The organism is Arthrobacter terricola (assembly GCF_004354015.1).
Classification (GTDB): Bacteria; Actinomycetota; Actinomycetes; order Actinomycetales; family Micrococcaceae; genus Arthrobacter; species Arthrobacter terricola.
On sequence record NZ_SMRU01000045.1, the window covers coordinates 1 to 24,520 of the forward strand.

A 24,520-nucleotide genomic window follows, 5' to 3' on the forward strand; every position below is an offset into this window, starting at 1 on the left:
CCCAAGCTGCACGGAATCGCTTCGCCGCGCGCCTCGGGGTTGACGTCGGCGTCCCGGCGCTGTTGCCCTTGCCCGTCCAGAGCGGAAAAGCCCGGGCAGAACCTCAGCACCACGGCCCGGAGAAGGAACCATCCGACGATGACAGCGACACGATCGTCGCGGAGCTGCAGCGTCCGCTAAGGGTCCGGTGGCGTACGCCGTGGCGTGTCGCGGCAATCCTCGCAATTCCTTGCCTCGCACTTCTGGCTTGGTTTGGCTGGAAGGCCTTCGCAGCGCAGCCGGCCGCCGAGCCCTTGGTCAGGAGCTCGGTGGCCGGGCGCGCCGCCAGTGCGACGGCGAACGCGGCTGCTGCAGGACCGGCTGGATCGGAAGGTGGTCAGCAAGTCCTGGTCCATGTCGCGGGAGCCGTCAAGAATCCCGGGGTCGTCAAGCTCCCCGCCGGGGCCCGCGTTTCCGACGCGATCGAGGCCGCGGGAGGACCGGTTCCGGGCGCTGAGATCGATACCTTGAACCTCGCGGCCGTAGTGGAAGACGCCAGCAAGATCCATGTACCCAGGGCAGGCGAAGCCGTCCCGGCGCCCACCGCAGGGAGCACTCCCGGGCGCGGCGGCCCAGGCGAGGTCACCGCGGGCGGAAGCAAGGCAGGCACAGCGGGTTCCGGTACCAAGCTCAACCTCAACACGGCCACGGCCGAAGAACTCGACGCGTTACCGAAAGTCGGACCCGTCCTGGCTAAGCGGATCGTCGAATGGCGGCAAGAGCATGGCCCGTTCGCGGCCGTGGAGGATCTTGATGCCGTGGACGGCGTGGGCCCCAAAATGATGGAAACCTTGCTTCCCTTGGTGACGGTCTGACGTGAGTGGACATCGGTCATGAGCGCACAKCWCCGGCGGGAACCCGACCATCCCGCGAGTAGATCCCCGTCAATCGTGGGCCTTGATCGGGGCCGCGTCGATGTGCGGCTTGTCCCCTCGGCGATTTTCACGTGGACTGTGTCCGCGGTTTCGGCGTTCCTTCCCTCATCGTGGAGCGCGGTCCTCAGCGTCTCACTGGGCCTCGCCGCCGGCGTTCTGCTCTTTGTCCAGCGCAAACGCGCTTTCGGGCGCGGCGCTGTTTTTCGACGCGGTGTGCAGCCCGACCAGGGTAAATCGCGAAAGTCCCTGCAAGATGGCTTCTCCCGTATTCCGCGTTCCCGGCGCAGGACGCTTCCTGCCACCTTCGCGCTGGCATGTTTGATGGCGGCGGCAGTTGCCGCCCATGCCGCGGCTGAATCCAGGCCACGCGAACACGGAGCGGTTGCCCAAGCTGTGGAATCGCGTGGCCCGGTTCTCATCCACGCGATCATCACCGGTGAGCCCCGGGAGCTGGCGCCGGATTCACGGGGACCGGGCCGATGGGCCGTCGCAGCGGAGATTATCGACCTGGCTGCAAACGGCATGCTCAACCGCTCCAGGACAAAAATACTGGTCACAGGAGGCGTCGGCTGGGATCGGGTGGTGCCTGGCCAAATAATCAGGACCGCGGGAAAACTGAAACCAGCGTGGCCTATTCAAGGAGCAATTCACCACCGTCGCCCAGTGGTTGGGCGGCGACGCCGCCGGCCTAATGCCAGGGATGGTCACTGGCGACACCTCGCGCCTGGACGAGGGCCTCGAAACAGCCATGAAGACCACCGGCACCACGCATCTCACGGCCGTCAGCGGAGAGAACTTGAGCCATATGCAGGAGCCAAACATCTTCTTCAGGGCCCCGGGAACCGAGTGCAACTCTTCCGAATACGTCTCGCGGGAGGCTACCCCGAAAGAAATCAATTGCGTTCAAGACTCGGCTTCGTTGACTGGGAAGTATGTCAAGGTCTTCCACGGAGGTCAGCTAGTCCGGGAAGGCCGCGTGGAGACCATAAGCCATGATTCGCGGATGATTTGGTTGGAAAGCTTCGGGACGGATCCCCGGAGGCTCTTCGACCTGGCCGAAGGGTATGAGGTGCGCGTACGACTTGATTGAGTTGGATCGGGTTAGTTGCAACTGCTGCTCTTGGTGAAGACCGCGTCTTCTCGTCGCAGTTCTCAAGGGGTAGCCAGAGTCTGGCTACCCCTTCGCAGCGTCGCCGTGAATCGGACCGACCTGGAATGGATACTGCACCGCCTCCCCCGGCGACCTGGCCGAGCTCGGCCGCCGGTAAGGAAATCGAACTGCTTTTCGCGCGGTCAGCCTCAATATGGTTTCTCCATAATCGCGGGCGGTGCATGCTAAGGAATGAACGCGGCGCGGCGGGCCCTGGCGGAAGGCTTTGCGAAAGGGAGGCGCAAGCGGACTCTCCCATCTCGCTCGGCTCAAGGCAATGATGAAATAGTTACCACGAGGTAGATACATTCAACAGATCAGCGCTCTGGCCCGGGCCGAAAGAAAGATCTATCTGGGGCTTCTGAGGTAGTCATTGTCGTGGATCGGTTATTCCGCTGACGTTCCACAAAATATCAAAGAGGTTGGATTGAATGGCCGCGTCTTCGCGGCTGTCGATCATCATCGCGAATTGCTCTTTGTGGGAGGAAATGACTGCCACGGATTCTGCTCCGATGATAGTGGTCATTGTGAAGACCTGGCCCGGTGGGGCATAGCGTGCTTCGCGGAACTCATCGGTTGCCACAAGGTTTAGGGTGCGCAGTGGCTTTGGGGACGGGGCGGTATGGTCGTTCGCCGCGTGGCGCGTGGAAACGGGTTGCCCCGTGGTCGTCATGGAACCGTGAATGAATACAGTTCTATCTAAATCCAAAGGAAAATATAAAGAAAAAGTTTGTTCCAGGGACGCTATGGGTTCAAGACGTCTCTCACAAGGTCGGCCAGTCAAGACGACGGCCGCAGATTAATCCGGCACCCACCCCTGAACTGAACATTGGTTCGGACCAGCTATCTCTCATGGATGGGTAACCTATTCGGCACCTGATCAATTGAGATGCTGATTTTTGCTCGACCTAGACTCGTATTTTTTCTCAAATTTTGTCTCCAGTGATCGTTAAGAACATGTATGCGTGCAAATACGCGGAATCTCAAGTGTTTCCTAGGCAAGAACCCGCTTGTTTGCCGAGCAGCTGCGCATCCTGGCTGGAGGGGTTTGGCCCGAAGAGACTTGAGCTCAGAGCTCCCCCAGCGTCCAACGTATCGAGGTGCGTCAAGGACGCTCCTCGACAGACTGTGCATGTCTGGAAGGCTGCACTGAGATCTTGTCGGTGATCATGGTCTTCCGAGCTCCTGGGGTCTGTGAGTGGACGGTGTGGTGTGCTCGAATATGTGGCGAATGCCTGCCAGCACAAGCAGCACAAAACGGCCCATGCCGCGCGGTATCGCCTAATGTTCAGGCGATACCGCGCGGGTTGGCCCTGCGGTATCCTGACCGGGCGTTTCCTTCTGAATCAGCGGACTTGGCTCACCGTTCTCCCCCGCTTGTCGGTGAGACCCTTATGTCCGCAACGCGCCGCGTTCGGTGGTGATTTCAAGACTCGACCAAGTCCAGGTTTCGGCACCGCTTCGCAGGCTTCCCCGGATCGAACCGATGCCGAGGCGGTTATGGCGACTACCGGCATCCAGGATTTGGTAAACGGCAGTGAACGTGACATCCCGGTCCTCATACGCGACGCCCAGGTTTGAGGTGAGGAACCAGACTCTTGTCCCCGAGGGCGCGACCAACTGCAGGAGCCGCACCACGGGCGCGAGCTCATGGCAGTGTTCGGACCCGACGAGGGTGACCCTGACGTTCCTGAGGAGTGCAGTGAGGAGGTCCTGGTGGTTTCCGGCGATTGCGTGGCTGAAGGCTGCAAGTAGATTCTCAATGTGATGACGCGCCGTGGCCAGTTTTGTATGGACTTCGAGGTCTTGCCTCAGGGCGGTTTCTGTAGGGCACAAATGCCCGCAATCCTTGTCAATTGTCACGGTCATGTCAGGCGAGCCTGATGGCGACCGCGAGCGACACGATTCCGGCTGCGAATACGGAAAAGGCGAGTGTGGCCGCGAGCTTCCCGCTGGCCAGCGGCGGACGGCCGGCAGTTTCTGCTGTGAGCCTGTGGTGGTGCCGGAGGTAGCGTCGACGGACGATGAAGAGCAGTGCCACGGCTTCAACGCTGCCAGTGAGACCGAGCAGGATCGACCAGTCGCCGATGAGAGGTGGCAGTACCTTCATCGCCGCCAGCGACCCTGCCAGGAAGGACAGGCAAGTGCGTTGCCAGGCGAGGCCGGTTCTTTCGGGCTGCAGACCGGGGTCGAACAGGGTGCTCATCGCAGGAGCACTCCGAGCAGCACCAGCACCCCGACGGCAGCCATCAGCACGGCCAGCGGCAAGGACAGGGGTGCCGACGGCAGCGCGGAACCATCGCGTAGCGCCCGTTCGGTCTTCTTCCATCCTGTCCATGCCTGCACCGGGGCGAGGATGCCTGAAACGATCAGCATCAGGGACGCGGCCAGGCGGAAACCGCTGTGAATCCCCAGGCCGAGCGCTTCGAGCGCAACTCCTGCCGCGAGGAGGGCCAGCGAGGTCCGGATCCAGGCGAGGAACGTACGTTCATTGGCCAAGCTGAACCGCGCGTCCGGTTCGCTTCCGTACTGAAAAACCGAGCGGGGGAACCGCCGGAGATCAGTGCCCGGCATCTGCAACGCTCCAGACCGTTCGGTGGGCGCTTCCCTGGCCGGCGATCTCCGCGCTCCACTCGTCGATGCGGACCCGCACTGCGATGCGGGGATCGCGTTTGCCGTAGGGGGCTCCGAAGTAGTGCATCGACATCATGTCGATCGCAGCCAGATTTGCGTCTTCGAAGAATTCTACCGCAGTGCCTTTGAGGGAGACGGCCTGTGTCCAGTCCTCCTTTCCCACGACGGTGATGGCGAGCCGGGGATCGTGGCGGAGGTGCTCCAGGCGTCCGCCGCGGGAGTTGCCGGCGGCGATGCTCAGCAGGAGGTGGGAGGGGTCTTCGGCAAGGTAGACGATCTGCACCGTTACAGGCTGGCCGTCGGTGGTGACGGTGGCCATGACTGCCGGGTTGGGCCGGGCGACGAATTCAAAGACTTCTTGGGTCAGGGATGACATGTTCAAGGACCTTTCGGGGAAAACGGGCGCGCTGGAATGCCCTCGGGGCACCTTTAGGCGCGTTGATGGTTGGGCTGTGATGAGCGAAGGCACCGCAAAGGAGCGCTGCTCAGTGGTTGTTCGTGGTTCCCCAGGCGGCGTGGAGTCCGGCGAGGTGGACCCGAAGCTCGGCGACCATGTTCATGCTGTGGGGTTCAGCAACCCATTGCTGCTGCAATCCGTCCAGCACGGCGATCGTGTTTCGCACGATCGCCTCAACAGGGGCGTCGTTGCGGACCTCGCCCGTTTTCTGGCCATGCTGAAGGGCCTGAATCAGCCAGGTCCGCATGCCCGTGTAGTGGTCGATGAGCCATTGGTGGGCCGGGTGGGTCGATTCGGTCGCTTCGGCGGAGATGCGGACGAAGAGTCCGATCCATTCCGGTCGCGTAGAGTTCCTGGCGACCAAGGACACCAGGGAGTCGAACGCAGCCCAGCCCAGGGGTGCCGCAGCGCCGCCGAAGAGGAATTCGCTGTCCTCGGCCTGGCGCTGCTCCAGGACAGCCGACAGGAGCGCCGTCTTGTTGGGGAAGTGATGCAGCAGCCCGGACTGGGACAGGCCGGTGCGGACAGCGACTTCTGCGATGGAGGTCTTGTTGTATCCACCCACGGAGAAGAGCTCGATGGCGGCCTTGATGGCCTTTTCCCGCGCGGCCGCGCCGGCCTTCTCGGCCCGGCTGCGTTCCCGCTCGATACGGTACCCAGGGGGGTATGACATTGTCCTATCCCTCCTGTCCGCTATCCACCGGAAGTGATGCCCGGACGTCTCCCAGGCCACGTGCGATGACGATGGTCCCACCGGGCAGCTGGTGCCATCGGCGTTCTGCCGGATCCCACACGCGCTGCGGACGATGATCACATGTGACTTGAACTGTATCGTGCTCACCGGGTCCAAGCGAAACCTGCGACCATCCGATGAGCCTGACCGGGTCTGCCGGATCACGCGGGACCCGGTAGACCTGGACTGTCTCGCGACCGTGCCTGGTACCAATGTTGGTCAGCGTGACCTCCACACCGCGAACGATGGTTCCCTCCATCTGGTGGACCCTGGCCTCCTGGTAGTCCCAGGAGGCGTAGCCGAGACCATGACCGAACCAGAAGAGCGGATCGGCTTGGTCACGATGCCAGCCCCGGTACCCGATCGCGGTACCTTCGCTGTAGCTCAATCGTCCGGCCGTCGGGTTGGGGTCCCAGGCGGGGCCTTCGCCGTCGTGGCGCGGGAAGGTCGTCACAAGCCGACCTGCCGGCTCGATGGCTCCGGTCAGCGCGGCCGCGACGGCATCGCCAGCCTCCTGTCCGGGCAGGCCGGCGAACAGTACCGCGTCGACGTCATCGATCCATGGCATGAGCACCGGGCTGGCTGCATTGACGATAACGACGGTTCGGCGCGCCACGGCGGCCACGGCGGCGACCAGTGCGTCCTGGTCCCCAGGCAGGGCGAGAGTCTTCTGATCCTGGCCTTCGGTTTCCTGCTCCTGTGTGTTGCCGACCACCACGACTGCGGTATCTGCCCCTGCTGCGGCCTCCACTGCTTCGCTGATCGCGGCAGCCGATGACCGGGGCGCTGAGGTCACGACGAGTCCGATGATCCGCATCTCGTAGTGGTGTCCGGTCGTCGCGGTGATACGGGCCCCCGCTTCGAGGGGCACGACTGAGGCATGGCTTTTCGGCCGGTGCAGCCCGCCACCGGGGCCCTGGTGCGGGGTGATCGTGAATGATTCCGTGTGCCCGGATGTGGCGACCGTCCAGTCACCAGGTCCGATGACACCCACCCTCATCCGGGCAGGCGCGGGAAGCGCCACGTCCGCGGACAGCTCGATCCGGTGGGCTCCGGCCAGCCAGCCGTCCTCGGCGACTTCGAGTTCCGCGACCTCGATATGACGGGATTCGAGGAGTTCCCCCGCCTCATCGAAGGCCCGGACCCTGATGCCCTGTTCGCCGCTTTCCGGGTCACGGACCATGGACGGAGGGACTGCCATCAGGCGGGTGCGCGTCTCGACCCCGTCCACGAGCGTCACAGAGTCGGTGCCGAGCGCCGATTCGAGTCCTTCGGCGATGCTGACCACGTGAGGAGGACGGACGCGGGCCGATCCCCCACCCTGCGCCACGGTGTCCGTGGCGTGCCGCCCGATCACGGCGACCGTGCCGGTGCCGGGCGTGAGAGGCAGGACGCCGCCGTCATTCTTCAGCACCGTCATGCCCTCCGCAGCGATCCGGCGCAGCTGCTCCCGGCGCTTGTCGCTGTCCGGGCGGGCGATGTCCTTCGGCCAGGACCGTGCCGTCGGGAATGCCCCGACGCGTGCTGCGAGTGTGAGAAGCCGTCGGACATGATCATCAATCGTGGCTTCACTCACGTGCCCTGCGCGGACGGCCTTTTCCAGACCACGGTCCCAGACCGTGTCCGGGCCCGGCATGACCAGGTCCAGCCCGGCGTTGGCGCTTTCGGCAGCCCGCTTGGTGGCGAACCAGTCGGACATGACCAGACCGTCGAAACCCCACTCGCTCTTGAGGACACCGTTGATGAGTTCGTCATGTTCGGTGGCGGTGGTCCCGTTGACGCCGTTGTACGAGGCCATCACCGTCCAGGGCGTGGCGTCCTGCTCGACGATCTCGAACGGCAACAGGTACAGCTCGCGCAGGGAACGCTCATCAACCACGCAGTCGACAGTGGTCCGCTGCGTTTCCGATTCGTTGGCGAGGAAGTGCTTGGGCGAGGCCCCGATGCCCTTGGCCTGGAGAGCGCTGACGTAGGCGGCCGCGAGCACGCCGGTAAGGTACGGGTCTTCGCTGAAGCACTCGAACAGCCGCCCGCCCAAGGGTGTGCGGTGGAGATTGATGGTAGGGCCCAGAACGATGTGGGTCTGCTGGTCTTGCGCTTCCTCGGCCAGTAGTTCGCCGACCTCTGCCAGGACGTTCCGGTTCCAGGTCTGTGCGATGAGCGTGGCGTTGGGCAGCAGGCAACTTGGACGGCCGCCGACCACGGCCTCTCCGCGGACTCCGGTCGGGCCGTCGGACATGACGATCTCTTCCAGGCCGATCGACGTGTCGCCGTGGAGGCTGAACATTCTGGCCCCGGAAAGGAGCCGGATCTTGGTTCGGAGATCGAGGCTGGACACGGCTTCGTCAATGGTCGCGTGGGGAATTTCAGTATCGATGGTCATGGTCGTCTTTCTCAGCTCGCGGGTCGTGTCAGCGGATCTTTTTCACGGGCAGGATGCACACCGCTCCCAAGAGTCCGATGACCGCGGCCGTGATCAGCATGAGCGCGTAGTTGTGTCCTCCGCCGATGCCGATCAGCAGGGCACCGAGGCCAGGGGCGAGGGTCTGCGGGACGGCGAGGGCGATGTTGAAGACACCGAGGTCCTTGGCCGCGTCATCAGGATTGGGCAGGATGTCCACCACGAGGGCCAGGTCCACTCCGACATAAGCACCGAATCCCAGGCCCAGGATAACTTCGGCGGAGTAGAACGTCTCCGGGGTGTGTGCCTGCGACAGCACGGCCATGCCGATGGCGAAAATGATGGCTGAGACGAAGATGAAGACCTTGCGCCGCTTGAGACGGTCGGACAGCCAGCCCGCGAGGAAGGTGCTGGCCACCAGAGCGATCGTGTAGAACAGCACGCCGGTGGCCATCACGGCCGCGGCTTGCTTGATGGGAAGACCCATTTCTTTCTGCAGGTACAGCAGCCGGAACGTGGTGAACATGAAGGTGGACAGGACCATCAGGAAGCGGGAGATCCAGGCCCAGGCGAAGTCCGGGTTCTGGCGTGGGCTGACCCAGAATGTCTTCAGCACAGCCTTCAGCCCCTTTTCGGTGACCACCGGGTGCGTCAAGGGCCGGTCGGGCAGGACGAACGCAAAGGCGAGCATGAACACCAGCCCGATCGCACCGGGAACAAGGGCCAGCATCAGCTGGTCCTGGCTGAAAAACTGTGTGGTGTAGGCGGCAGCCAGGATGGCCACGTTCTGCAGCACGCCGGTGAGCCCGCTGACCAGGCCCCGCTGCACCGGGGGGATCTGGTCGGACAGCGTCGCGGTATGCGGTGCCGCGTAGACGTTGGCGAAGAGCTGCGCCACCAGCCACGCCGCCCCCAGTGCGATGATGCTCGGAGCGAGTGCGATCCCCAGCAGGCTCACCACCAAACCGAGCGCTCCGGCGACCAGCCACGGCCTGCGCCGGCCGAACCGTCCACGGGTCCTGTCGCTGAGGCGGCCGAACACGGGGTTGGCCAGGAAGGCCACAAAGGCACCAATGCTGGTGACCGCGCCCAGCGCCGCGACTGCCTGGTCCTGGCCGACCAGAGCCTGGGCTTTCAGCGCCAGACTCGCCACCAGCGGAACCTGAATGGCGAAAGCCCAGCCGAAACGTGCAAGGACCATCGTCGCGATGACACCGACCCTGGCCCTCTCAAGAGGCTCACCCGGACCGGCGACGGCCGGGAACGACTGTGGGGGGAGATCTGCAGCAGGGATGCTCATGATCGGCTCCTTTGACGAACTACTAAAACTACGGCGAAACCCACAGATGTGGGGTGAGTCACAACAATATCAGCTTACCGACCGAGTACTCGGTCGGTATGCGAAATCGTTATAATATGGTGGCTGACGGTCTCGATGGAATGTCGTGCCGGTCTGGAGCTCCAGCCCTTCCGACCCGACGGGTCTCGGCTTCGCCGGACTTGCCGGCCCGGCATCCTCGCGCCCTGGAAGTGCATTTGGGATTTTCCCGAGGGACCTGTAGCGATCCCTCGGCCGTTACAGTCACGGCCGGGTCAGCGTGGAATCTGCTGCCTGAACTACTTCGGAGCCTCGGCCACCCCGAACACGTGCACTGCGGCCAGGGTCGGAGGTGACGGACGGTGAATCACTGCCTGCGGGTGCGTGAACTGGCGTTGTCCCCGTTTTCCTTGGCGTCCGTGACGCCAAGGGCTGAAGGATCCTGCTGCCGATCGGGGACACGAATGACTTGCGAAGTACCCACGGCCATACCTCGATGAAGCTTGAAGGGCAGAAACTTCAAGGAAAAGAATGCAGTCTGTATGTGACCACGACAATTTGACGATCCGGAGAGTATTCGCGCAAGGGAGACCGCTGGCCGTCGGGCCTACCGTGGTGAAGTACCTGTTACCTCTGTCCTGATTGGAGCGAGGATGCGTAGTAGGGAGACATGGACCTTGCTCTCGGATGAAGGTGGGTAGCAGACAGGCATCATGAACCCCGGTCCAGGTAGCTGGTCAGGTTCGGCGGACGATAGCCGGAGTCGGTTTCATATCGTTCCAAAGCGGCAGGTGCCACGCGTTCATGGTCGGGATCCTGCAGCCCGATCGGCCGTATGTAGGCTGGAAGGAGTTTCCAAAACCCGCTCCGGGATTCGTGGATGGGACCGGTCACATTCGGATCGACGTCAACGGTGTAGCCGGGTCCGAACTGCAAGGCACCCTGAAAGGCCTTCGGCTGGAACGCCAGCCCGCAGGACTGGACACGATCGGCCATCCACATCAGGGCGAGGTCAGACAAGGAGGAGTTCAGGTTTCCTCCGCCAACGTCTCCGTGGGTGCCGGCGAACCAGACTTGCTCGAGTTGCTGCTCACCGGCATCATCCTGCTGGTGCCAGATGCTCGGAACAAACGGCCTGCGTCTTTCGTCGATGGCGAGGGCCTGGAAGGCGTGGTCCACGGTGGTCGAGAGGTTTGTATCGTGGAATTGCCAGCGGCGGTTGAAGACGTCGACTCCCGGTAGACCAGTAAGCGGGATTCCCAATGCGCCTACCGTATCCCAGACCGCTATGCAGCGGATGCGGGTTTCGTGGGAGTAAGAGCGGCGGAACAAAGTCGCCTCGACGGCCCGAGGGTTCGTGGTAGGCGTGCGGTCTCTGTAAAGGGCATAGGCTTCGTGGACGCGACTTCGGAAACGGCGGCGAAGAATGCCGGCGTTCCTGATGAGTCCTGCCGTGCTGCATGCGGTGTATGCGCCCCGGCTGAAGCCAAGGAGGAACAGCTCGTCCTCCGGCTGGTAGTTCTCGAGGATGAACCGGTAGGCGGCGAGAACGTCGCGGGAGAGACCTGCGCCGAAGGCGCCTCCTTCGAGGCGGTCCCGGCGCCCGGTGCCGACGCCTCGGTGGTAGAAGACCCTTTGTTCGATCTTGCCGCCGGTTTCGTTGGCGCCCTTGCTGTCGATCCCGAGCGCGAGTTTGGTGACGTTGGTCGGGCATGGGCGTCCGTCATCGGTTTGGTCCGGGGTCGCCCAGGTTCCGTCGCAGCACACTATGAGACGTTTGGGCATTGCTCCTCCTCAGATGGAATGAATCCGACTCAGGTGGACTTGATTCGACGCGGCACGCCAACTACATCGACATGTCGCTATTGGGTCGTACGGTTTCCCGCCCGTGTCCTGCACTTTCACAGTCAGGGGATTGTGGGGACGGCCGCCATCTGCCCATGCTCTTTCCTTCACTTCATTGGGGCTCAGGGGTGCGCTGTTATCCGGGCATGCTCCACTCCGATCGTCGGATGACAAGGCCTGTCGAGCACGCTAAGTCCAATCGACAGGTAAGTAAAGAGAAAAATAATGTCACCCGATTGACAATCTAAGTTAACCAGTGCATTGAGTGGGGACGAAGCGGCCCCGGCTTCTCTTTGGTGCGGCGATTCCTCAATCGTTCAGGATTCGTGGCATGGTTGGCCGGTTCCGGATGGAGATGCCTTCCCTCGGTATCGGCTGATCTTGAGGTTAGGCCAGGGTTGCTGAGCCGCCGTCTGTTCGGGCGGCTCAGCAACCCCGCGACCTGAACGACGCCTTGGTCGACCAGAGCCGCCCGGTGTCGGACCAATGAGGGCGAGAGGGATGGCCGGGCCCCGGTCTTGCCGATGGGGCCTGCGAGGGCCAACAGCCCTCGAAGACCTACATTGTTCTTGTCTTCGCGTCCCTGATGGGCTGCAGGATTTCCGGGGCGGGAAGCCCCTGCTCACGGGGTTCGTTGAGTGCGTGGCTGAAGTAAGCCCACGGGAAAGAAGCGTCGCCAATACGCTGCCAGCCGTTCCCTTCCAGTTCCCGCGTGCTGTTGAGCACCGCAAGGACGCGGAGGTGCTCCCACTTCTCAAAGGTCCGCTCGAGCCGGTGGAAGCGCACGCCAAACTGCTGCGACAGTTGTTGCGGCCCTGGCTATCATCATTGCCCCAATGGTCCCCAAGGCGATGCCGGACTCGCTCGGCAACTTGAGGGGGTTCGGACGATGAAACATGACAATCCGGGTTCGATCAGGACGGGCTCGGTCCGGTGCGTCCTGTGGGTGTGTGGCGTTTCGCCGTGGATCGGAATACGGCTGTTGCTTGTTGGGCTGCGGGGCTGAGCCGGCGGTTGGCGAGGTGGGCGAGGAGGATTCTTCGCTGGGGGGCATCCGAGAGGGGGACAGCGACGACGTCGGGCCGCAGGGCGCTGAGGGCGAGCCGGGGGGCCAGGGCGATGCCGATGCCGGCAGCGACCATGCCTTGGGTCTCCTGGTAGTCGTTCGCGGCGAAGGCGATGCGGGGCTCGAAACCGGCACTATTGCAGACGCGTTGGAGGACATCGGCCACGGGGTGTTCGTCGCGCACGATCCATTCCTGGTCCTGCAAGGCTTCAATCGGCACCGACGGGCGCCCGGCGACAGGGTGGTCTTGTTGCACGAGCAGCACCGTGGGGTCCTTCATCAGCCTGACCAGGGTCAGGTCCTCGTCATTGATTTGTTGCCAGGGGTAGTCCCACAGCAGCGTCAGTTCGATGTCCCGCCGGCGCAGGCGTTCGAGCAGACCGTCCCGCCGCGCGCTGATCACGGTGACCGCGACGTCCGGATGGCGGGCCCGGAAAGCGAGAACGACATCGGGCATGAGGGAAGCCCCGACGGTGGGAAATGTCCCCATCCGCAACTGTCCGCGGCGCAGCCCGGCAAACTCTGCCATCTCAGCGCGGGCGGCTTCGATGGTCCTGTCGATCTGCTCGGCATACCCGAGCAGGGCGTGGCCGGCTTCGGTGAGTGCGACGCCCCGGGGGTGGCGGTCGACCAGCGCGACACCCACTTCATGTTCGAGCTTCGCTATCTGCTGCGAAACGGCCGACGTGGTGAAGGACAGCGTGCTGGCTGCGGACGTCAGTGAACCGGACCGGCCGACTTCACGAAGCAGGTGAAGACGGTGAAGATCGAGATCTGCCATGAAGCCGAGTTTAGCAAAAATAAAAGGGGATCGATTTTCTTGTGATTGTGCTGAAAGCTCAGGTCGCGGATCGTAGAAATGCAGGCGCTGTGAAGTGCCCGACATCTACTACCAGACATAAGGGAGAAAACCGTGGGACTGCGTGGCCATTGGTACCGGGGCGGAACGAGCAAGTGCTGGCTCTTTGACGCCGACGACGTGTCGCCCCATGCCGGCAGCCGCGAGGAAATCCGCACCCTGCTGGCCGATGCGTTCGGCGCGGCGGATGCCCGGCAGCTCGACGGCGTCGGCGGCGGGACCTCGACGACGTCCAAAGCCGCCGTCGTCTGGGCCACGCCCGGAGGGGAGGCGGATCTGGACTACCTCTTCGCCCAGGTCGGGATTGGCGATCCGACAGTGGAGCTGGGCTCCAACTGCGGTAACTGCGCCACGGCGGTCGCCCTGTTCGCCGTCCAGTCCGGCATCGTTGCTCCCCGGGACGGCATCACGGCCGTCAGGATGCGCAACCTCAATACCGGGGCCGTGCTGGGCGGCGCCGTTCCAACCCCCGGTGGTGCGATCCCCAGATCCGGTCTGGCCAGGGTCCCGGGCAGCCGGGCCACGGGAGTCCCCGTCAGCCTGTCATTCCACGGCCCCTGGGGGCAAAGCACCGGCGCGCTCTTGCCGACGGGGAACGTGGCAGAGGACATTCCGACAGCCGCGGGCACGATGGCGGGAACGCTGGTCGACGCCGGTGCCCCCGCAGTGCTCATCGCGGCCGAGGAGGCCGGCATCGACATGTCGAACATGGCCGGTGACTTTTCAGAGCACCTGCCCGCCCTCATCGCAGCCAGAGCGTCGGCGGGCCTGATGATGGGGCTCCGGAAGCCCGAAGATGCTCCGCAGAACGCAGTCCCGAAGGTCGGCGTCGTGGCGGGCCCCGGCAATTACACCACTGCCGACGGAACTCCCATCCCTGCCGGCAGTCACGACATCCGGGTACGCATGCTCTCCATGCTTGCCCCGCACCCGGCCATCGGACTCACCTCGGCCGTGGCCGTATCCCTCGCGGCCGCACTGCCCGGCTCGGTCGTAGCCCAGGGGGCCCGGCTGGCGCACGCTGCCGCCGCCCCCGGCATTCCCCGATTGCTCAGGATCGGCACACCCGCCGGCGTGATCACCACTGAAATCCTCACCGACACGGACGGCACCATCAAAGAAGTTGCCCTTCACCGCGCCGCCCGGCACCTTGCCACGGCCGACATCGACGTCGCCCCGGCAGCCGGGCTGACGGCCTAGCCCACGCCCCTCCTGCCCTGTCATCCTTTGACAGGGCCGCTCACCCAGGAAGTTGTTCAATGAAGATCAAATCCATCCTCGGACACCTCTACGTCCAAGTACTCATCGGCGTCGCGCTCGGCGTCCTCGTCGGATCACTGTGGCCCGACCTCGGGTCCTCGCTGAAACCGGTCGGTGACGGCTTCGTCAAACTCGTGAAATTCATGATCGCGCCGATCGTTTTCTGCACCATCGTCGGCGGCATCACCTCGCTGACCGACACCAAGAAGGTCGGCCCGACCCTGGCCCGTTCACTGGGGCTGTTCTACGCGCTCACCGCCCTGGCCCTGGCCCTGGGACTGGCCACGGTGATGCTGTTCCAACCGGGGGCTGGAATGCACATCAACCCCGCCCACCTCGACCCGTCCGTGGCCGCGAAATACACCAGCCAGCTGCCCAGCAACAATCCCACGGACTTCCTCCTCAGCATCATCCCCACGACCTTCGTCGGAGCTTTCGCCGACGGTGAGGTCCTGCCGGTGCTCGTCATCGCGCTCCTGTGCGGCTTCGCGTTCAGCAAACTCGGCAGCCCCGGCCAACAGGTCCTGAACGTCGTCAACAGCTTCAACAAGCTCTTGTTCATCATGTTCGGCTACATCATGAAAGTCGCTCCCCTGGGCGCTTTCGGAGCGATGGCTTTTACCGTGGGCAAATACGGGGCGCACTCCATCGGAAACCTCGGCATGCTCATCCTCGCCTTCTACACCGCCTGCATCCTCTTCGTCGCCGTAGGCCTGGGCATCCTGGCCAGGATCACTGGCTTCAGCCTCTGGCGGATCCTGCGCTACTTCAAGGACGAATTCCTGATCGTGCTCGCCACCTCCTCCAGCGAACCCGTGCTCCCGCGTCTGCTGTCCAAACTGGAACGTCTTGGCTGCGACCGCAGCGTCGTCGGACTCGTCGTCCCCACCGGATACTCCTTCAACCTCACCGGGACGGCCATCTACCTCACCCTGGCCTCCATGTTCATCGCCCAGGCCTGCGACATCCGCCTGGACTGGGGCCAGATCCTGCTCATGCTCGGCATGATGCTGCTGACCTCCAAGGGCGCAGCCGGCGTGACCGGAAGCGGCTTCGTGGCCTTGGTCGCCACGCTGACAGTCATGCCCACCCTGCCCCTCGCCGGTGTCGCCCTCATCGTCGGCATCGACCGCTTCATGAGCGAGGCCCGTGCCCTGACCAGCACCGTCTGCAACATCGTCTCCTGCGTCGCCGTCGCCAAATGGCAACACGAACTCGACACCGAAAAGCTCCACACTGAACTCAAAACCGGGTACGTGCCAACCGAACCGGACACGATCAAACTCACCGAGCCCGCCCTCGCACACTGAAGCATCGACACCGGCCCATACGGCCGCGCGGCGCCAGCCGGCACCGGACCCGCTTTGACAAACCCGAAGCAAAGCAAACGGCCACACCAAGACCATCGGCCCCCACAAACTGCCGGCCCGTCCGGCGATAGTGTCCCTCCGCAATCCACCGCAACAGGAAACCCGAAAGACGGGTGCGGCAACGGGCACAACAACAGAAGGAGGCAGGCACCCCAAGGTGCCTGCCTCCTTCACCGCTCCAAAAACACCTGCGGCCTGCTCCCCGGAGATTTGGGGCATATGGAACGGCCGACAAGCCGGGGCGACGCCCAAGCGCAGCCCATCCCTCAAGTCACCATCGGTTGGTCACCAACGCACAGGCCGCCCGGCAGGTAAGGGTCGGCGTCGTCAGTGCAGCGCGCGGGCCCGGCGGCTGGATCCCCCGCTCGTCATGGCAGCAACGTACAACGCAGACGGAGCAACTACGCCATCGCTCTGCTGCTCCTGGCTGCGACCGTTCTCGTTGGCCTTGCCTTGGCATTGTTGATGGGCCGCCTCCGCCGTCGGACCAGAAATCTCTACCCCGGAGTGTTCCGCCTGAGCTGATCATCCGGGCGCACCAAAGTGCTCCACAGGTGCCAGGTCATCCCGGCGAAGGTGGCGAGGAAGGCGGGCAGTGCCACCCACAGCCCGATGCGGCCGATCAAGGCGACAAGGGGCAGTCGGTCGACCTGGCCCAGGTAGATGCCGGCCACGGCGTACATGCCCAGGGGAAAGATCACGATCCAGAGACCGGCCTCATAGGCCAGCGGCGCGCGGTGGATGACATGCCGCCACCACCCGGCAGCCAGGAGCACAGGCAACAGCCACGAAGCGAAAGACCAGAACACCACTGACGAGCCGGCCACCAGGCCGCGGGTCGCGTCCACCATGGGAGCATCCGGCAACCCGGCAATCCGCGCGCCGGCCAGGACGCTGATCGCCATGGCCCCCATCGCCACGAAATACTGCGGACGCAGGTCTTCGGGCAGGATCCTGTAGGCCATGAGCCGCAACGAGACGAAAATCCCCACCGCCGCGTACAGGATCAGCCCCACCGACCATGCCGCAACGGCCACAAGCGCCAGAGCAGCACGGGGATCCGGTCCGGCGAGGGGCTCGACAGACGCCGCGCCGAGAGCCACCGACTGAGTCGCAACGCACCAGACGAACCACGAGCCGTTGGCATCCTTGAGCAGGGGCCGCTCGTCCCGGCCCAGCACGGCCGTCCACGGCACAAGGTACCCGAGTACCAGCCAGGCGACAACCGCGACGCCAAGCAGCAACGCCGTCGCACCCGGCCAGCCGGCGGTTCCGAGCCGGACGCCGAGCACATCCGTCCCGGCGATGAAAGTGAAGAAACCGAACGCCCGCCGGGCGTCCGTGAAGTCGCGGCGCATCTCCTCGGGATATCTGACCAAGCGCACGAAGTTCAGCACGACGAGCACCACATAGGAAAGCGCGCAGACCGCCAGGAGTGCCGCCGAGACCCCGGGGACTCCCTCAAACTGCAGCCCGGTCGAAATAATCCCGCTGGCCATGGTGAGGGCGAAGTACCCCGGTGTGAGGGTCCTGATTCCCTCGGACACGCGTGCGCCGAGGGATCCCGGGACGTCAGGGGCCGCGCTCATGGCATCAAGCCTAGGCGGCACCCGGCACGCGCGACAGGGCAAGCTGACCGTCTGCCACGCCGCTGCGGCTCCGGCCATCGATGCTTGGTGGGTCGCCGCGGTGCGTTTGCGTACAGTTCGCGCCTTTAGGACGCCCCTCGAGGGTCATAATCTGTCCACAAGCCCTCGGCCAGCCCACCGCAGAGGCATTCAGTTCATTCCATAATGTGAAAATTAGATTCCCTCTTGTGGAATGATGTGCGCCGGATTACATTGAAATCAGTCCCCGAAATCAGGGGCCATCCTCAAACTGATTGGTTCAGATCAATGAAGATCCCAGACTCTGCGGCGCTGAAGGCGAGTTCGGCCCCGCGGAAGAAGAAGCCACTGTACAAGTCGCTCTTCTTCCAGATTCTGATCGCCGTCGTCGCAGGTGTACTCATCGGCCATTTTTGGCCGAATATCGGGTCCGCCCTCCGGCCACTGGGCGATGGTTTCATTCAACTCATCAAGATGATCATCGCTCCGCTGATCTTCCTCGTGATCGTCACGGGCATCTCAGCAGTCGGCGACGTCAAGGCGGTCGGAAGGGTCGGGATCAAGGCGCTCCTGTACTTCACCGGCGCAACTGTATTCGCATTGGTCTTCGGCTTGATCGTTGGAAACCTTGTCCAGCCTGGTGCAGGACTTCACATCGACCCCAGCACGCTGTCGCAGGACGCGCTGAACGCTGCCACCGGTACCGCGCCGCCCAAGAACGCGGCATCGTTCATCCTGGATATCATCCCGACCTCCGTCATCGGTGCGTTCGCCAGCAACAGCCTTCTCCAAGTTCTCTTCTTCTCGGTCTTCTTTGGTGCGGCGATCGTCGTGATCGGGCGCGAACGGTGCCTCCCGGTGATCAGCCTCATGGAAACGGTCCTGGAGCTCATTTTCAAGATCATGTCGTGGATCATGAAGGTCGCCCCTATTGGTGCCTTTGGTGCCATGGCGTTCATCATCGGCCAGTACGGGCTGGACACCCTGGGGACCTATGCCCTCCTGATTGCCTCTTGCTACGGGGCTGCTGTGATCTTCATCGGTCTGCTGTTCCTGGTCGCCTGGAGCTTCGCCCGCGTGCCCTTGTGGCACTTCTTGAGGTACACGCGTGAGGAATTCCTCCTCGCGCTCGGCACTGCGTCCACTGAAGCTGTCATGCCGCGGATCATGACCAAGCTGACCAACGCGGGATGTTCCCGTGCCACGACCGGCCTGGTGGTTCCGACCGGGTATTCTTTCAACCTCGACGGTGCCGCGATCTATCTTTCGATCTCACTGCTGTTCCTGGCCCAGGCCTTCGGACACCACCTTGACCTCGGTCAGCAGTTGGCTGCCCTCGGCGTCCTGCTCCTGACCTCCAAGGGCATGGCCGGGGTCCCGGGTTCGTCCTTCCTGGCACTCTCGGCCACGGCAACGGCTCTGGGCATCTTCCCTGTCGCTGGCGTCGCGCTCCTCCTGGGCGCAGACCGCCTCATGGACTCCATGCGCGTCGTCGTCAACCTCCTCGGCAATTGCGTGGCAACCTTTATCGTCGCGAAATGGGAAGGCCAGTTCGACCGTTCCGTCATGGTCCGGGCCTTCCGCGGTGAAATCACCAACGAGGATTCCGCCATCATGCTCGGAGCCGAAGCCGCTTTCGAGGAACAGGAAATCGCACGGGTCAGCGAGGGCCAGGTACCCTCGCCGAAGTTCCGCGGCGGCCCGACTTCAGGCGACATCCCGCAGTTCGAGATGATGAAGCCAAGCCAACACCGGAGTCCATCCGTCAGCCCGGACTGACCCCGCCCCGGATTGCCTGAACAGGTGGCGCCCCTCAAGAGATCTCTTGAGGGGCGCCTGACCGTTAGCGCGGGAGCAGGTCCGACAAAGGCGGTCCATGCCGACAATCCGGGGTCCGCGGCCGGCCTTGCCCAGGATCTGGAACGGGTACCCGGTATTGGCAGTCAGCGGTCCGGTGATTCCGCCCAGACCGCTGCGGGTGTCCACAGCACGGAGAGTTGACATCGCAGCCATGAATGACATGCAGGACAGCCAGTTGCGCACCACAACGACTGCCTCTTGAGTTTTGACCGTCGCATGAGGTTTCCCATCCGCACTGCCTGCCCGGAGCGTGGACTCCCGCCGGGGCGCATCCCGTACGACCTTGGCGCGCCGGTGCTGTTGCTGCATACCCTGCAGGCCGCGGACGCCTTTGAGGAGTTGCTGTCCACGGGCCGGATCGTGCCCGACGCCTCCCGACCCGGGGCGACGGCGCGTTGTGGTTGTGGGCGAAGACCGGGCGCCGGGACCTGGTGGACCGTTGCCGGCTGGGGCGCGGGAAGGTGCTGTTGACCTGCCGCGTTCCGCGGGAACGCGTGCTGCTGTCCGAGTTCGATGACTGGCACCGGGTGCTCAACGGCTCGCCCAACATCTTGGCCCTTCCCGGCGAAAGCGATGACGCCTACAGTGTGCGGTTCAACGCGTTGTTCGATGACTTCTCCGGAGATCGAGGCAAGCTGGGTGTCGATCTTCGACCCGGCCAACTATCGGAAGGTCTCCTACTGGCAGGCGACCGTGCACGAACTGCGCGCCGAAGACGTCACTGAGGCTGTCCTCATTCAGGCGTGAAGGCTGTTCCGGTGCCATGCCGGGATGGCCCGCGCGTGAAGCGAACGACAGGCGCCGCGCCCCGCTGACAAGGTCATGACAGGGCGCGGGATCCACGCGTAACAACGCCGCAAACCCCCACTGCATCGACCATGATTCTGCCCGCCGGCGCGGTTGTTGTCGCGACGTGCCCGACAGAACCGCGGTTCAGCGCCGCAAAGCCAGAAAGACGACAAGCACCGTCGCCGCAGCCAGCACCCCAAGTCCGACGTAGGCAAGTTTCTGCCGCAGCCTCTTCCGACGCTCGCGCCGTTCATCCCGGGCCAAATATCCCGTACTGTATTTCCCCATGCCCGGATGATAACCGAGCTGGCTTGGGGTTCACCCGGCAGGGGTCCGGCCACGTCACAGCCATCGCTGCCCAACGAGATGAGACCGGAAAGGGATCGCGGGCGATGTTCGAAACCTCAGAGACCTTCGACCGTGTAGCGGCGCTCGATCCTGGCGGTGGCTCGGCCCCACTCACTGCTCGCCGCCCGGTCCTGGTGGGCGTAGAAGGCCTCGGCGTCGCTGAACCGCTCATCGACCTGCCACACCAGCGGATTCCCGGTGCGGGCGACAGTGATCGAAATGCACCCGGGCTCGGCGCGCGTCAGGGCCATGTGGTTGGGGAGGTGCAGGACGACGGACGCCACCTCGTCCATGTCGACGCAGACAATTTGCCCGCTGAGATGAACTGCAATCATCACGAACACGTTCGAAGGAAGGAAGTGGCCCCCGGCCGTTCACGGAAGGTCACGGTGTGGCCGCTGTCGTCACGGAAAACCGCCTTTCCGCCGTCCACCGTCATGGTGCCCTCCTGGAACGGGTTGCCCCATCCCGCGGGAGGGTTGCCGTTGCCGTCGTCCAACGGCTGGTCGGCCACGTAGAAAGTGTCCTCCACCCTGACCTCATGAATGCCGCAGTGCGTGAGCAGCGCGAAAGGGACAGCGGAAACGGTGGGTGTCGGAGTCTGCGGGACGGCGTTCTTCGGGGCTGCCGGCTCCGCGCATCCACTCAACGCGGATATGACGACAGCCGCCGCGGCGATGACATGAACGCACCGGGTTGCCATGCGCCAACCCTCTCCCGGGATGACTGCGCCGTCAAGCCGATTCGCTGCCAATTGTCATACGCGCGAGGGGCGGCAGCGAAAAATCAGGTACTACCCGCTCTTGCCACGGACGGTTCCCAGGTCCGATTATCACCTTGGACCCATGTCGGGTCGGGTCTGGAACTGGGGTACATCGAATATCCGGGGAGTCAGCATATAGAAGAGGCCAATCAAGATACCGGGAATTGCGATGCCTTGCGGGTGATACCGCGGGCGCAATGGTCATCCATGCCGGTGCAGCCGGCGGCAGGAAGCTTCCGGATGGTTACCTTCTATACGACCTGGTTCCTGTACGGGACACTGCCGTTCTTCGCTGTCGGAGCATTCTCGGCGAACAGCACCTGGTTTCCGCAGTGGCTCTTTTACTCTTTCGCCGCACTCTTTTTTCTTGAACTCGCAGTCATTGCCGGTGCGGCTTTCACGGCCATGCCCAAATACCGGAAGGAAAGGGCCTTGGGATATACGACCTGGCCTTCAGGGGAGGAAATCCCAAGGACGGCAATGTGACACCGATCAAGGTCGTTGCTGGCCGCGGTGACTGCTCCGGTTGGAGTGGACGTCCGAAGTGCGGCAAAGCACGTGAAATTGCTTCCCCGGGTTGCTGGCGCGCCAGGGTTTGATGCACACAGGGTGGCATGGGCGACTTCATTCAATGACTGGCCGAACTGCCCCAATTGGGGAATGGGATAGCAGATGAGTGAAAGTCGACAACGAAGCGAACGCTGTTCCTGGCTACGCCTTTCACCGCTCGGTCTCTTCCTGACGCTCACTGCAGCCCTCAGGCTTCTCGCGCAAACTGCTGCAAATCCTGATCGGGCGAGTCAAAACCTACTCATCTTCTCGACAGTTGTCCTCTGGACGGGTTGCCTCATGGTACTCGTGACGTGGACATTCTCACTCATGAAGCTTCGTGCCCGACGCCTCGTCATGCGGCTGCCGTTGGCTCACAACGGGATTGCTTTCATCGCGAGAGTAGACTCGACGTTTCTGCGTGCACTTACGCCCTATTCGACAAACGGGGAGCCTGTTTCAATCGCCCTCGCAAACCCGATCATTTTGATCTCAGCAAGCGGAATCTCTGTTTGGAAGGGTGTCATAGCTCCCGTCGAAGTGGCTTCGGTACCTCGTGGATCGGTCGGACCGACGACGGTGCTGCAACGCCGGCACTTCGGTATGACAAGTTGTCAACTCGAGACCACTTTGCTCAATGAAGGCCCAGACCGATCACTGACGTGGCGGCTCCAATCTCCAGGGTTGATTGGTCTACAACCAGCGGGGATCAAAGCGATCGAAAAAGCGATCCGGGCGCTGGAAGATCCACGGCCATCGGTTTAACCAGATCACCACCGCCACCGACGCGCCGGGCACCGTATCGTGGCTCCGCGTCAGGTCTTGCGGAACGATGGCCGGCGGGAGAAGGCAGGTCATTGATGCCGTCGCGTGGGCTGCGCTCAGGAGCAGGCTCGAAGGAAACCCGTGGCTCCGGGCCGTGCATGGAAGGTCACGGTGTGGCCGCACGTCGTCCCCGTGCCCGCTGACCGGGCCAGAGGATTTCTTGACCGTGGACACATCCGACACGGTGATCGTCCAGGGCGCGTTGGCGTTCACGATGAGCTGGGTCGTGTTCGACGTTGAGCGGGTGTCGATGATGTGGCGGCCCGTGTAGGGGCCGATAGTGTTGACAAGCAGCGAGTCTTCGCCGTTGGTTTTCAGCACGGTGTTCCCTTGGGCATCCCGGGCAGGAGAATGCGACAATCGCGGGATGGCCAGCCCACCGGTGATGGCCGAATCCTTGAGCAGGAGAAACCGCGGGTCGCCTGTGAGGAAAGACAGAACGAGGCCGAGCCCGAAGATGATGACCATCAGCATGGCAAACGGGTTCAGCACATGCTGCTTCAAGGCGCTCCACAACAGCCGGCAGCCGGCGGCTCCGGTCGCCGCCAGCAGCGCGACCCAGTCGGTGGCGCGGGCCAGGTGCAGAACGTAGTAGACAGCCAGCGGCAGCCCCACGTCCCATGCCAGACCGCGGACCAGCGTCCGCATCATCAACACCGGCCGTTCCTGTCCTGAAGCCTGCCCAGCGTTCATCGGGGTGCTCCATCCATTTCCGTATGCGGGCTGTTGCAGCTGCGCACCGGCAGGGAAGCTGCTGGCCCCGATGCTGCCCGTCCTGGTGCCGATGCTGCGCCGCGACCGGGAACTGGCGATCACCGATGGGCAGGCAGACTTGTTGATGCGCATGAGCGCGGCGACCATCGACCGGAAACTGGCCGGCGAACGGGCGAAGATGGTCCTGCGGGGACGGTCCCACACGAAGCCGGGCACGCTGCTCAAGTCCCAGATCCCGGTCCGCACCTGGGCCGAGTGGGATGACGCGGTCCCGGGATTCGTCGAGATCGATCTGGTCGGCCATGAAGGAGGCAACAGCTTCGGCGAGTTCTGCTGCACCCTCACGGTGACGGACATCGCCACGGGCTGGACGGTGAACCGGTCCGTGCGGAACAAGGCCGCCAAATGGGTGTTCGAGGCCCTGGAGCACGTCACCGCCGTGTTCCCGTTCCCCATCATCGGCATCGACTCGGACAACGGTTCGGAGTTCATCAACGAACACCTGCTGGCCTACTGCCACGCACACGAGATCACGTTCACCCGCTCCCGCCCCGGCAACAAGAACGACGGAGCCCACGTGGAACAGAAGAACTGGGCCAGGGTGAGGGAACTGGCCGGCTACCTGCGCTACGACACCTCCGCGGAGCTGGCGAAACTCAGCGAGATCTGGGAGCTTGACCGCGTCTTCACGAACTACCTGCTGCCCCAGCAGAAACTCATCGAAAAACAACGCCGCGGCGCGAAAGTCACCAAGAAACACGACACCCCGGCCACACCCCACCAAAGGGCCATCCGGCACGAGAGGATGCATAAGCGTCCAGTGATCCAGATGAACGCAGCGTTCAAGCGGATCAAACCCGGAGCCCTCTCACGCCAGATCCTCGCGCTCACCGCCGAGCTGGAAACATTGGCCCTGGCGAAGAAACCGGCAACCCTCAAACCGGTCAACAGGGCTTGGAACAACTGACCTCCCGGAGGTTTTTCACTGAGGCAACGAAGCACTCATCCGGAGGTTTTCAAATGAGGCAACGTATTACTCTTCCCGGAGGTATTGCAAT

24 protein-coding genes are annotated in these 24,520 nt (G+C 63.4%); 8 read left to right on the top strand and 16 right to left on the bottom strand.

Translation table 11 applies throughout. The features are described from left to right. Both E1809_RS23780 and E1809_RS23790 read left to right on the top strand, forming a co-directional pair. The coding region (locus tag E1809_RS23780) for a helix-hairpin-helix domain-containing protein (protein ID WP_235835752.1) at positions 1–854 on the top strand (854 nt) is incomplete at its 5' end. 727 nt (positions 855–1,581) lie between these two features. Further along, positions 1,582–2,004, top strand: coding sequence for a ComEC/Rec2 family competence protein (locus E1809_RS23790; RefSeq protein ID WP_235835753.1), 423 nt, complete (start codon positions 1,582–1,584; stop codon positions 2,002–2,004). Between the two features lie 430 nt (positions 2,005–2,434). On the opposite strand, the gene E1809_RS23795 is transcribed toward E1809_RS23790, so the two are convergent. The 11 genes from E1809_RS23795 to E1809_RS23845 form a co-directional block, all read right to left on the bottom strand. Continuing rightward, complete coding sequence (locus E1809_RS23795; protein ID WP_133206717.1) at positions 2,435–2,647, bottom strand: hypothetical protein; 213 nt, start codon at positions 2,645–2,647, stop codon at positions 2,435–2,437. Positions 2,648–3,456: 809 nt separating this feature from the next. Next, positions 3,457–3,933 (bottom strand): hypothetical protein, encoded by a 477-nt coding sequence (locus tag E1809_RS23800; protein ID WP_133206718.1) that lies wholly within the window; start codon positions 3,931–3,933, stop codon positions 3,457–3,459. Between the two features lies 1 nt (position 3,934). Continuing rightward, the gene (locus E1809_RS23805; protein ID WP_133206719.1) at positions 3,935–4,270 is read right to left on the bottom strand and encodes a DUF202 domain-containing protein; all 336 of its coding nucleotides are present in this window, start codon (positions 4,268–4,270) and stop codon (positions 3,935–3,937) included. Then, positions 4,267–4,638, bottom strand: coding sequence for a YidH family protein (locus tag E1809_RS23810; RefSeq protein WP_133206720.1), 372 nt, complete (start codon positions 4,636–4,638; stop codon positions 4,267–4,269). The genes E1809_RS23805 and E1809_RS23810 overlap by 4 nt, the downstream gene beginning before the upstream one ends. Further along, entirely contained in the window at positions 4,625–5,074 is a 450-nt protein-coding gene (locus E1809_RS23815; RefSeq protein WP_133206721.1) for a pyridoxamine 5'-phosphate oxidase family protein, read from the bottom strand. Before E1809_RS23815 ends, E1809_RS23810 begins: the two co-directional genes overlap by 14 nt. A 109-nt stretch (positions 5,075–5,183) precedes the next feature. Further along, on the bottom strand, positions 5,184–5,828 hold the full coding sequence (locus E1809_RS23820; RefSeq protein WP_133206722.1) for a TetR/AcrR family transcriptional regulator: 645 nt from the start codon (positions 5,826–5,828) through the stop codon (positions 5,184–5,186). Positions 5,829–5,832: 4 nt separating this feature from the next. Further along, the gene (locus E1809_RS23825) at positions 5,833–8,271 is read right to left on the bottom strand and encodes a glycoside hydrolase family 3 C-terminal domain-containing protein (RefSeq protein WP_133206723.1); all 2,439 of its coding nucleotides are present in this window, start codon (positions 8,269–8,271) and stop codon (positions 5,833–5,835) included. Positions 8,272–8,299: 28 nt separating this feature from the next. Then, on the bottom strand, positions 8,300–9,589 hold the full coding sequence (locus tag E1809_RS23830; RefSeq protein WP_133206724.1) for an MFS transporter: 1,290 nt from the start codon (positions 9,587–9,589) through the stop codon (positions 8,300–8,302). Between the two features lie 729 nt (positions 9,590–10,318). Continuing rightward, the gene (locus tag E1809_RS23835; protein WP_133206725.1) at positions 10,319–11,392 is read right to left on the bottom strand and encodes a DUF2235 domain-containing protein; all 1,074 of its coding nucleotides are present in this window, start codon (positions 11,390–11,392) and stop codon (positions 10,319–10,321) included. 618 nt (positions 11,393–12,010) lie between these two features. After that, the gene (locus tag E1809_RS23840; protein ID WP_133206726.1) at positions 12,011–12,238 is read right to left on the bottom strand and encodes a hypothetical protein; all 228 of its coding nucleotides are present in this window, start codon (positions 12,236–12,238) and stop codon (positions 12,011–12,013) included. 128 nt (positions 12,239–12,366) lie between these two features. Next, a complete protein-coding gene (locus E1809_RS23845; protein ID WP_133206727.1) occupies positions 12,367–13,299 on the bottom strand; it encodes a LysR family transcriptional regulator in 933 nt (310 codons plus the stop codon). 132 nt (positions 13,300–13,431) lie between these two features. Between E1809_RS23845 and E1809_RS23850 the strand changes: the two genes are divergently transcribed. Both E1809_RS23850 and dctA read left to right on the top strand, forming a co-directional pair. After that, complete coding sequence (locus E1809_RS23850; RefSeq protein ID WP_133206728.1) at positions 13,432–14,577, top strand: PrpF domain-containing protein; 1,146 nt, start codon at positions 13,432–13,434, stop codon at positions 14,575–14,577. 59 nt (positions 14,578–14,636) lie between these two features. After that, a complete protein-coding gene (gene dctA / locus E1809_RS23855; RefSeq protein WP_133206729.1) occupies positions 14,637–15,947 on the top strand; it encodes a C4-dicarboxylate transporter DctA in 1,311 nt (436 codons plus the stop codon). Between the two features lie 557 nt (positions 15,948–16,504). On the opposite strand, the gene E1809_RS23860 is transcribed toward dctA, so the two are convergent. Further along, positions 16,505–17,596, bottom strand: coding sequence for a tellurite resistance/C4-dicarboxylate transporter family protein (locus tag E1809_RS23860; RefSeq protein ID WP_133206730.1), 1,092 nt, complete (start codon positions 17,594–17,596; stop codon positions 16,505–16,507). A gap of 306 nt (positions 17,597–17,902) precedes the next feature. Here E1809_RS23860 and E1809_RS23865 point away from each other — a divergent pair, with 306 nt between their 5' ends. Together E1809_RS23865 and E1809_RS26910 are read left to right on the top strand one after the other, a co-directional pair. Next, on the top strand, positions 17,903–19,393 hold the full coding sequence (locus E1809_RS23865) for a cation:dicarboxylate symporter family transporter (protein WP_133206731.1): 1,491 nt from the start codon (positions 17,903–17,905) through the stop codon (positions 19,391–19,393). Between the two features lie 690 nt (positions 19,394–20,083). After that, positions 20,084–20,221, top strand: a complete 138-nt coding sequence (locus E1809_RS26910; RefSeq protein WP_165962484.1) for a hypothetical protein — start codon at positions 20,084–20,086, stop codon at positions 20,219–20,221. Positions 20,222–20,407: 186 nt separating this feature from the next. Here the strand turns inward: E1809_RS26910 and E1809_RS27195 are convergent, their stop codons facing one another. The 3 genes from E1809_RS27195 to E1809_RS23875 form a co-directional block, all read right to left on the bottom strand. Further along, the gene (locus tag E1809_RS27195) at positions 20,408–20,551 is read right to left on the bottom strand and encodes a hypothetical protein (protein WP_205754241.1); all 144 of its coding nucleotides are present in this window, start codon (positions 20,549–20,551) and stop codon (positions 20,408–20,410) included. Between the two features lie 116 nt (positions 20,552–20,667). Beyond that, a complete protein-coding gene (locus tag E1809_RS23870) occupies positions 20,668–20,946 on the bottom strand; it encodes a putative quinol monooxygenase (RefSeq protein WP_133206732.1) in 279 nt (92 codons plus the stop codon). Then, positions 20,946–21,314: a hypothetical protein gene (locus E1809_RS23875; RefSeq protein WP_133206733.1), complete on the bottom strand. Its 369-nt coding sequence runs from the start codon at positions 21,312–21,314 to the stop codon at positions 20,946–20,948. The genes E1809_RS23870 and E1809_RS23875 overlap by 1 nt, the downstream gene beginning before the upstream one ends. Positions 21,315–21,614: 300 nt before the next feature. On the opposite strand from E1809_RS23875, the gene E1809_RS23880 reads away from it, so the two are divergent. Then, complete coding sequence (locus tag E1809_RS23880; RefSeq protein WP_133206734.1) at positions 21,615–21,860, top strand: hypothetical protein; 246 nt, start codon at positions 21,615–21,617, stop codon at positions 21,858–21,860. A gap of 756 nt (positions 21,861–22,616) precedes the next feature. On the opposite strand, the gene E1809_RS23885 is transcribed toward E1809_RS23880, so the two are convergent. Further along, positions 22,617–23,441, bottom strand: coding sequence for a VC0807 family protein (locus tag E1809_RS23885; protein ID WP_133206735.1), 825 nt, complete (start codon positions 23,439–23,441; stop codon positions 22,617–22,619). A 70-nt stretch (positions 23,442–23,511) separates the two neighbouring features. On the opposite strand from E1809_RS23885, the gene E1809_RS23890 reads away from it, so the two are divergent. Next, positions 23,512–24,429 (top strand): integrase catalytic domain-containing protein, encoded by a 918-nt coding sequence (locus tag E1809_RS23890; RefSeq protein ID WP_205754318.1) that lies wholly within the window; start codon positions 23,512–23,514, stop codon positions 24,427–24,429. Positions 24,430–24,520: the final 91 nt, after the last annotated feature.

What these genes read in the sequence shown, in the direction of transcription:
- E1809_RS23800 (WP_133206718.1), bottom strand. Translation starts at nt 3,933, where the DNA reads ATGACCGTGACAATTGACAAGGATTGCGGGCATTTGTGCCCTACAGAA.
- E1809_RS23805 (WP_133206719.1), bottom strand. Translation starts at nt 4,270, where the DNA reads ATGAGCACCCTGTTCGACCCCGGTCTGCAGCCCGAAAGAACCGGCCTC.
- E1809_RS23810 (WP_133206720.1), bottom strand. Translation starts at nt 4,638, where the DNA reads ATGCCGGGCACTGATCTCCGGCGGTTCCCCCGCTCGGTTTTTCAGTAC.
- E1809_RS23815 (WP_133206721.1), bottom strand. Translation starts at nt 5,074, where the DNA reads ATGTCATCCCTGACCCAAGAAGTCTTTGAATTCGTCGCCCGGCCCAAC.
- E1809_RS23820 (WP_133206722.1), bottom strand. Translation starts at nt 5,828, where the DNA reads ATGTCATACCCCCCTGGGTACCGTATCGAGCGGGAACGCAGCCGGGCC.
- E1809_RS23825 (WP_133206723.1), bottom strand. Translation starts at nt 8,271, where the DNA reads ATGACCATCGATACTGAAATTCCCCACGCGACCATTGACGAAGCCGTG.
- E1809_RS23830 (WP_133206724.1), bottom strand. Translation starts at nt 9,589, where the DNA reads ATGAGCATCCCTGCTGCAGATCTCCCCCCACAGTCGTTCCCGGCCGTC.
- E1809_RS23835 (WP_133206725.1), bottom strand. Translation starts at nt 11,392, where the DNA reads ATGCCCAAACGTCTCATAGTGTGCTGCGACGGAACCTGGGCGACCCCG.
- E1809_RS23845 (WP_133206727.1), bottom strand. Translation starts at nt 13,299, where the DNA reads ATGGCAGATCTCGATCTTCACCGTCTTCACCTGCTTCGTGAAGTCGGC.
- dctA (WP_133206729.1), top strand. Translation starts at nt 14,637, where the DNA reads ATGAAGATCAAATCCATCCTCGGACACCTCTACGTCCAAGTACTCATC.
- E1809_RS23860 (WP_133206730.1), bottom strand. Translation starts at nt 17,596, where the DNA reads ATGAGCGCGGCCCCTGACGTCCCGGGATCCCTCGGCGCACGCGTGTCC.
- E1809_RS23865 (WP_133206731.1), top strand. Translation starts at nt 17,903, where the DNA reads ATGAAGATCCCAGACTCTGCGGCGCTGAAGGCGAGTTCGGCCCCGCGG.
- E1809_RS26910 (WP_165962484.1), top strand. Translation starts at nt 20,084, where the DNA reads ATGACTTCTCCGGAGATCGAGGCAAGCTGGGTGTCGATCTTCGACCCG.
- E1809_RS27195 (WP_205754241.1), bottom strand. Translation starts at nt 20,551, where the DNA reads ATGGGGAAATACAGTACGGGATATTTGGCCCGGGATGAACGGCGCGAG.
- E1809_RS23870 (WP_133206732.1), bottom strand. Translation starts at nt 20,946, where the DNA reads ATGATTGCAGTTCATCTCAGCGGGCAAATTGTCTGCGTCGACATGGAC.
- E1809_RS23875 (WP_133206733.1), bottom strand. Translation starts at nt 21,314, where the DNA reads ATGGCAACCCGGTGCGTTCATGTCATCGCCGCGGCGGCTGTCGTCATA.
- E1809_RS23880 (WP_133206734.1), top strand. Translation starts at nt 21,615, where the DNA reads ATGGTTACCTTCTATACGACCTGGTTCCTGTACGGGACACTGCCGTTC.
- E1809_RS23885 (WP_133206735.1), bottom strand. Translation starts at nt 23,441, where the DNA reads ATGAACGCTGGGCAGGCTTCAGGACAGGAACGGCCGGTGTTGATGATG.
- E1809_RS23890 (WP_205754318.1), top strand. Translation starts at nt 23,512, where the DNA reads ATGCTGCCCGTCCTGGTGCCGATGCTGCGCCGCGACCGGGAACTGGCG.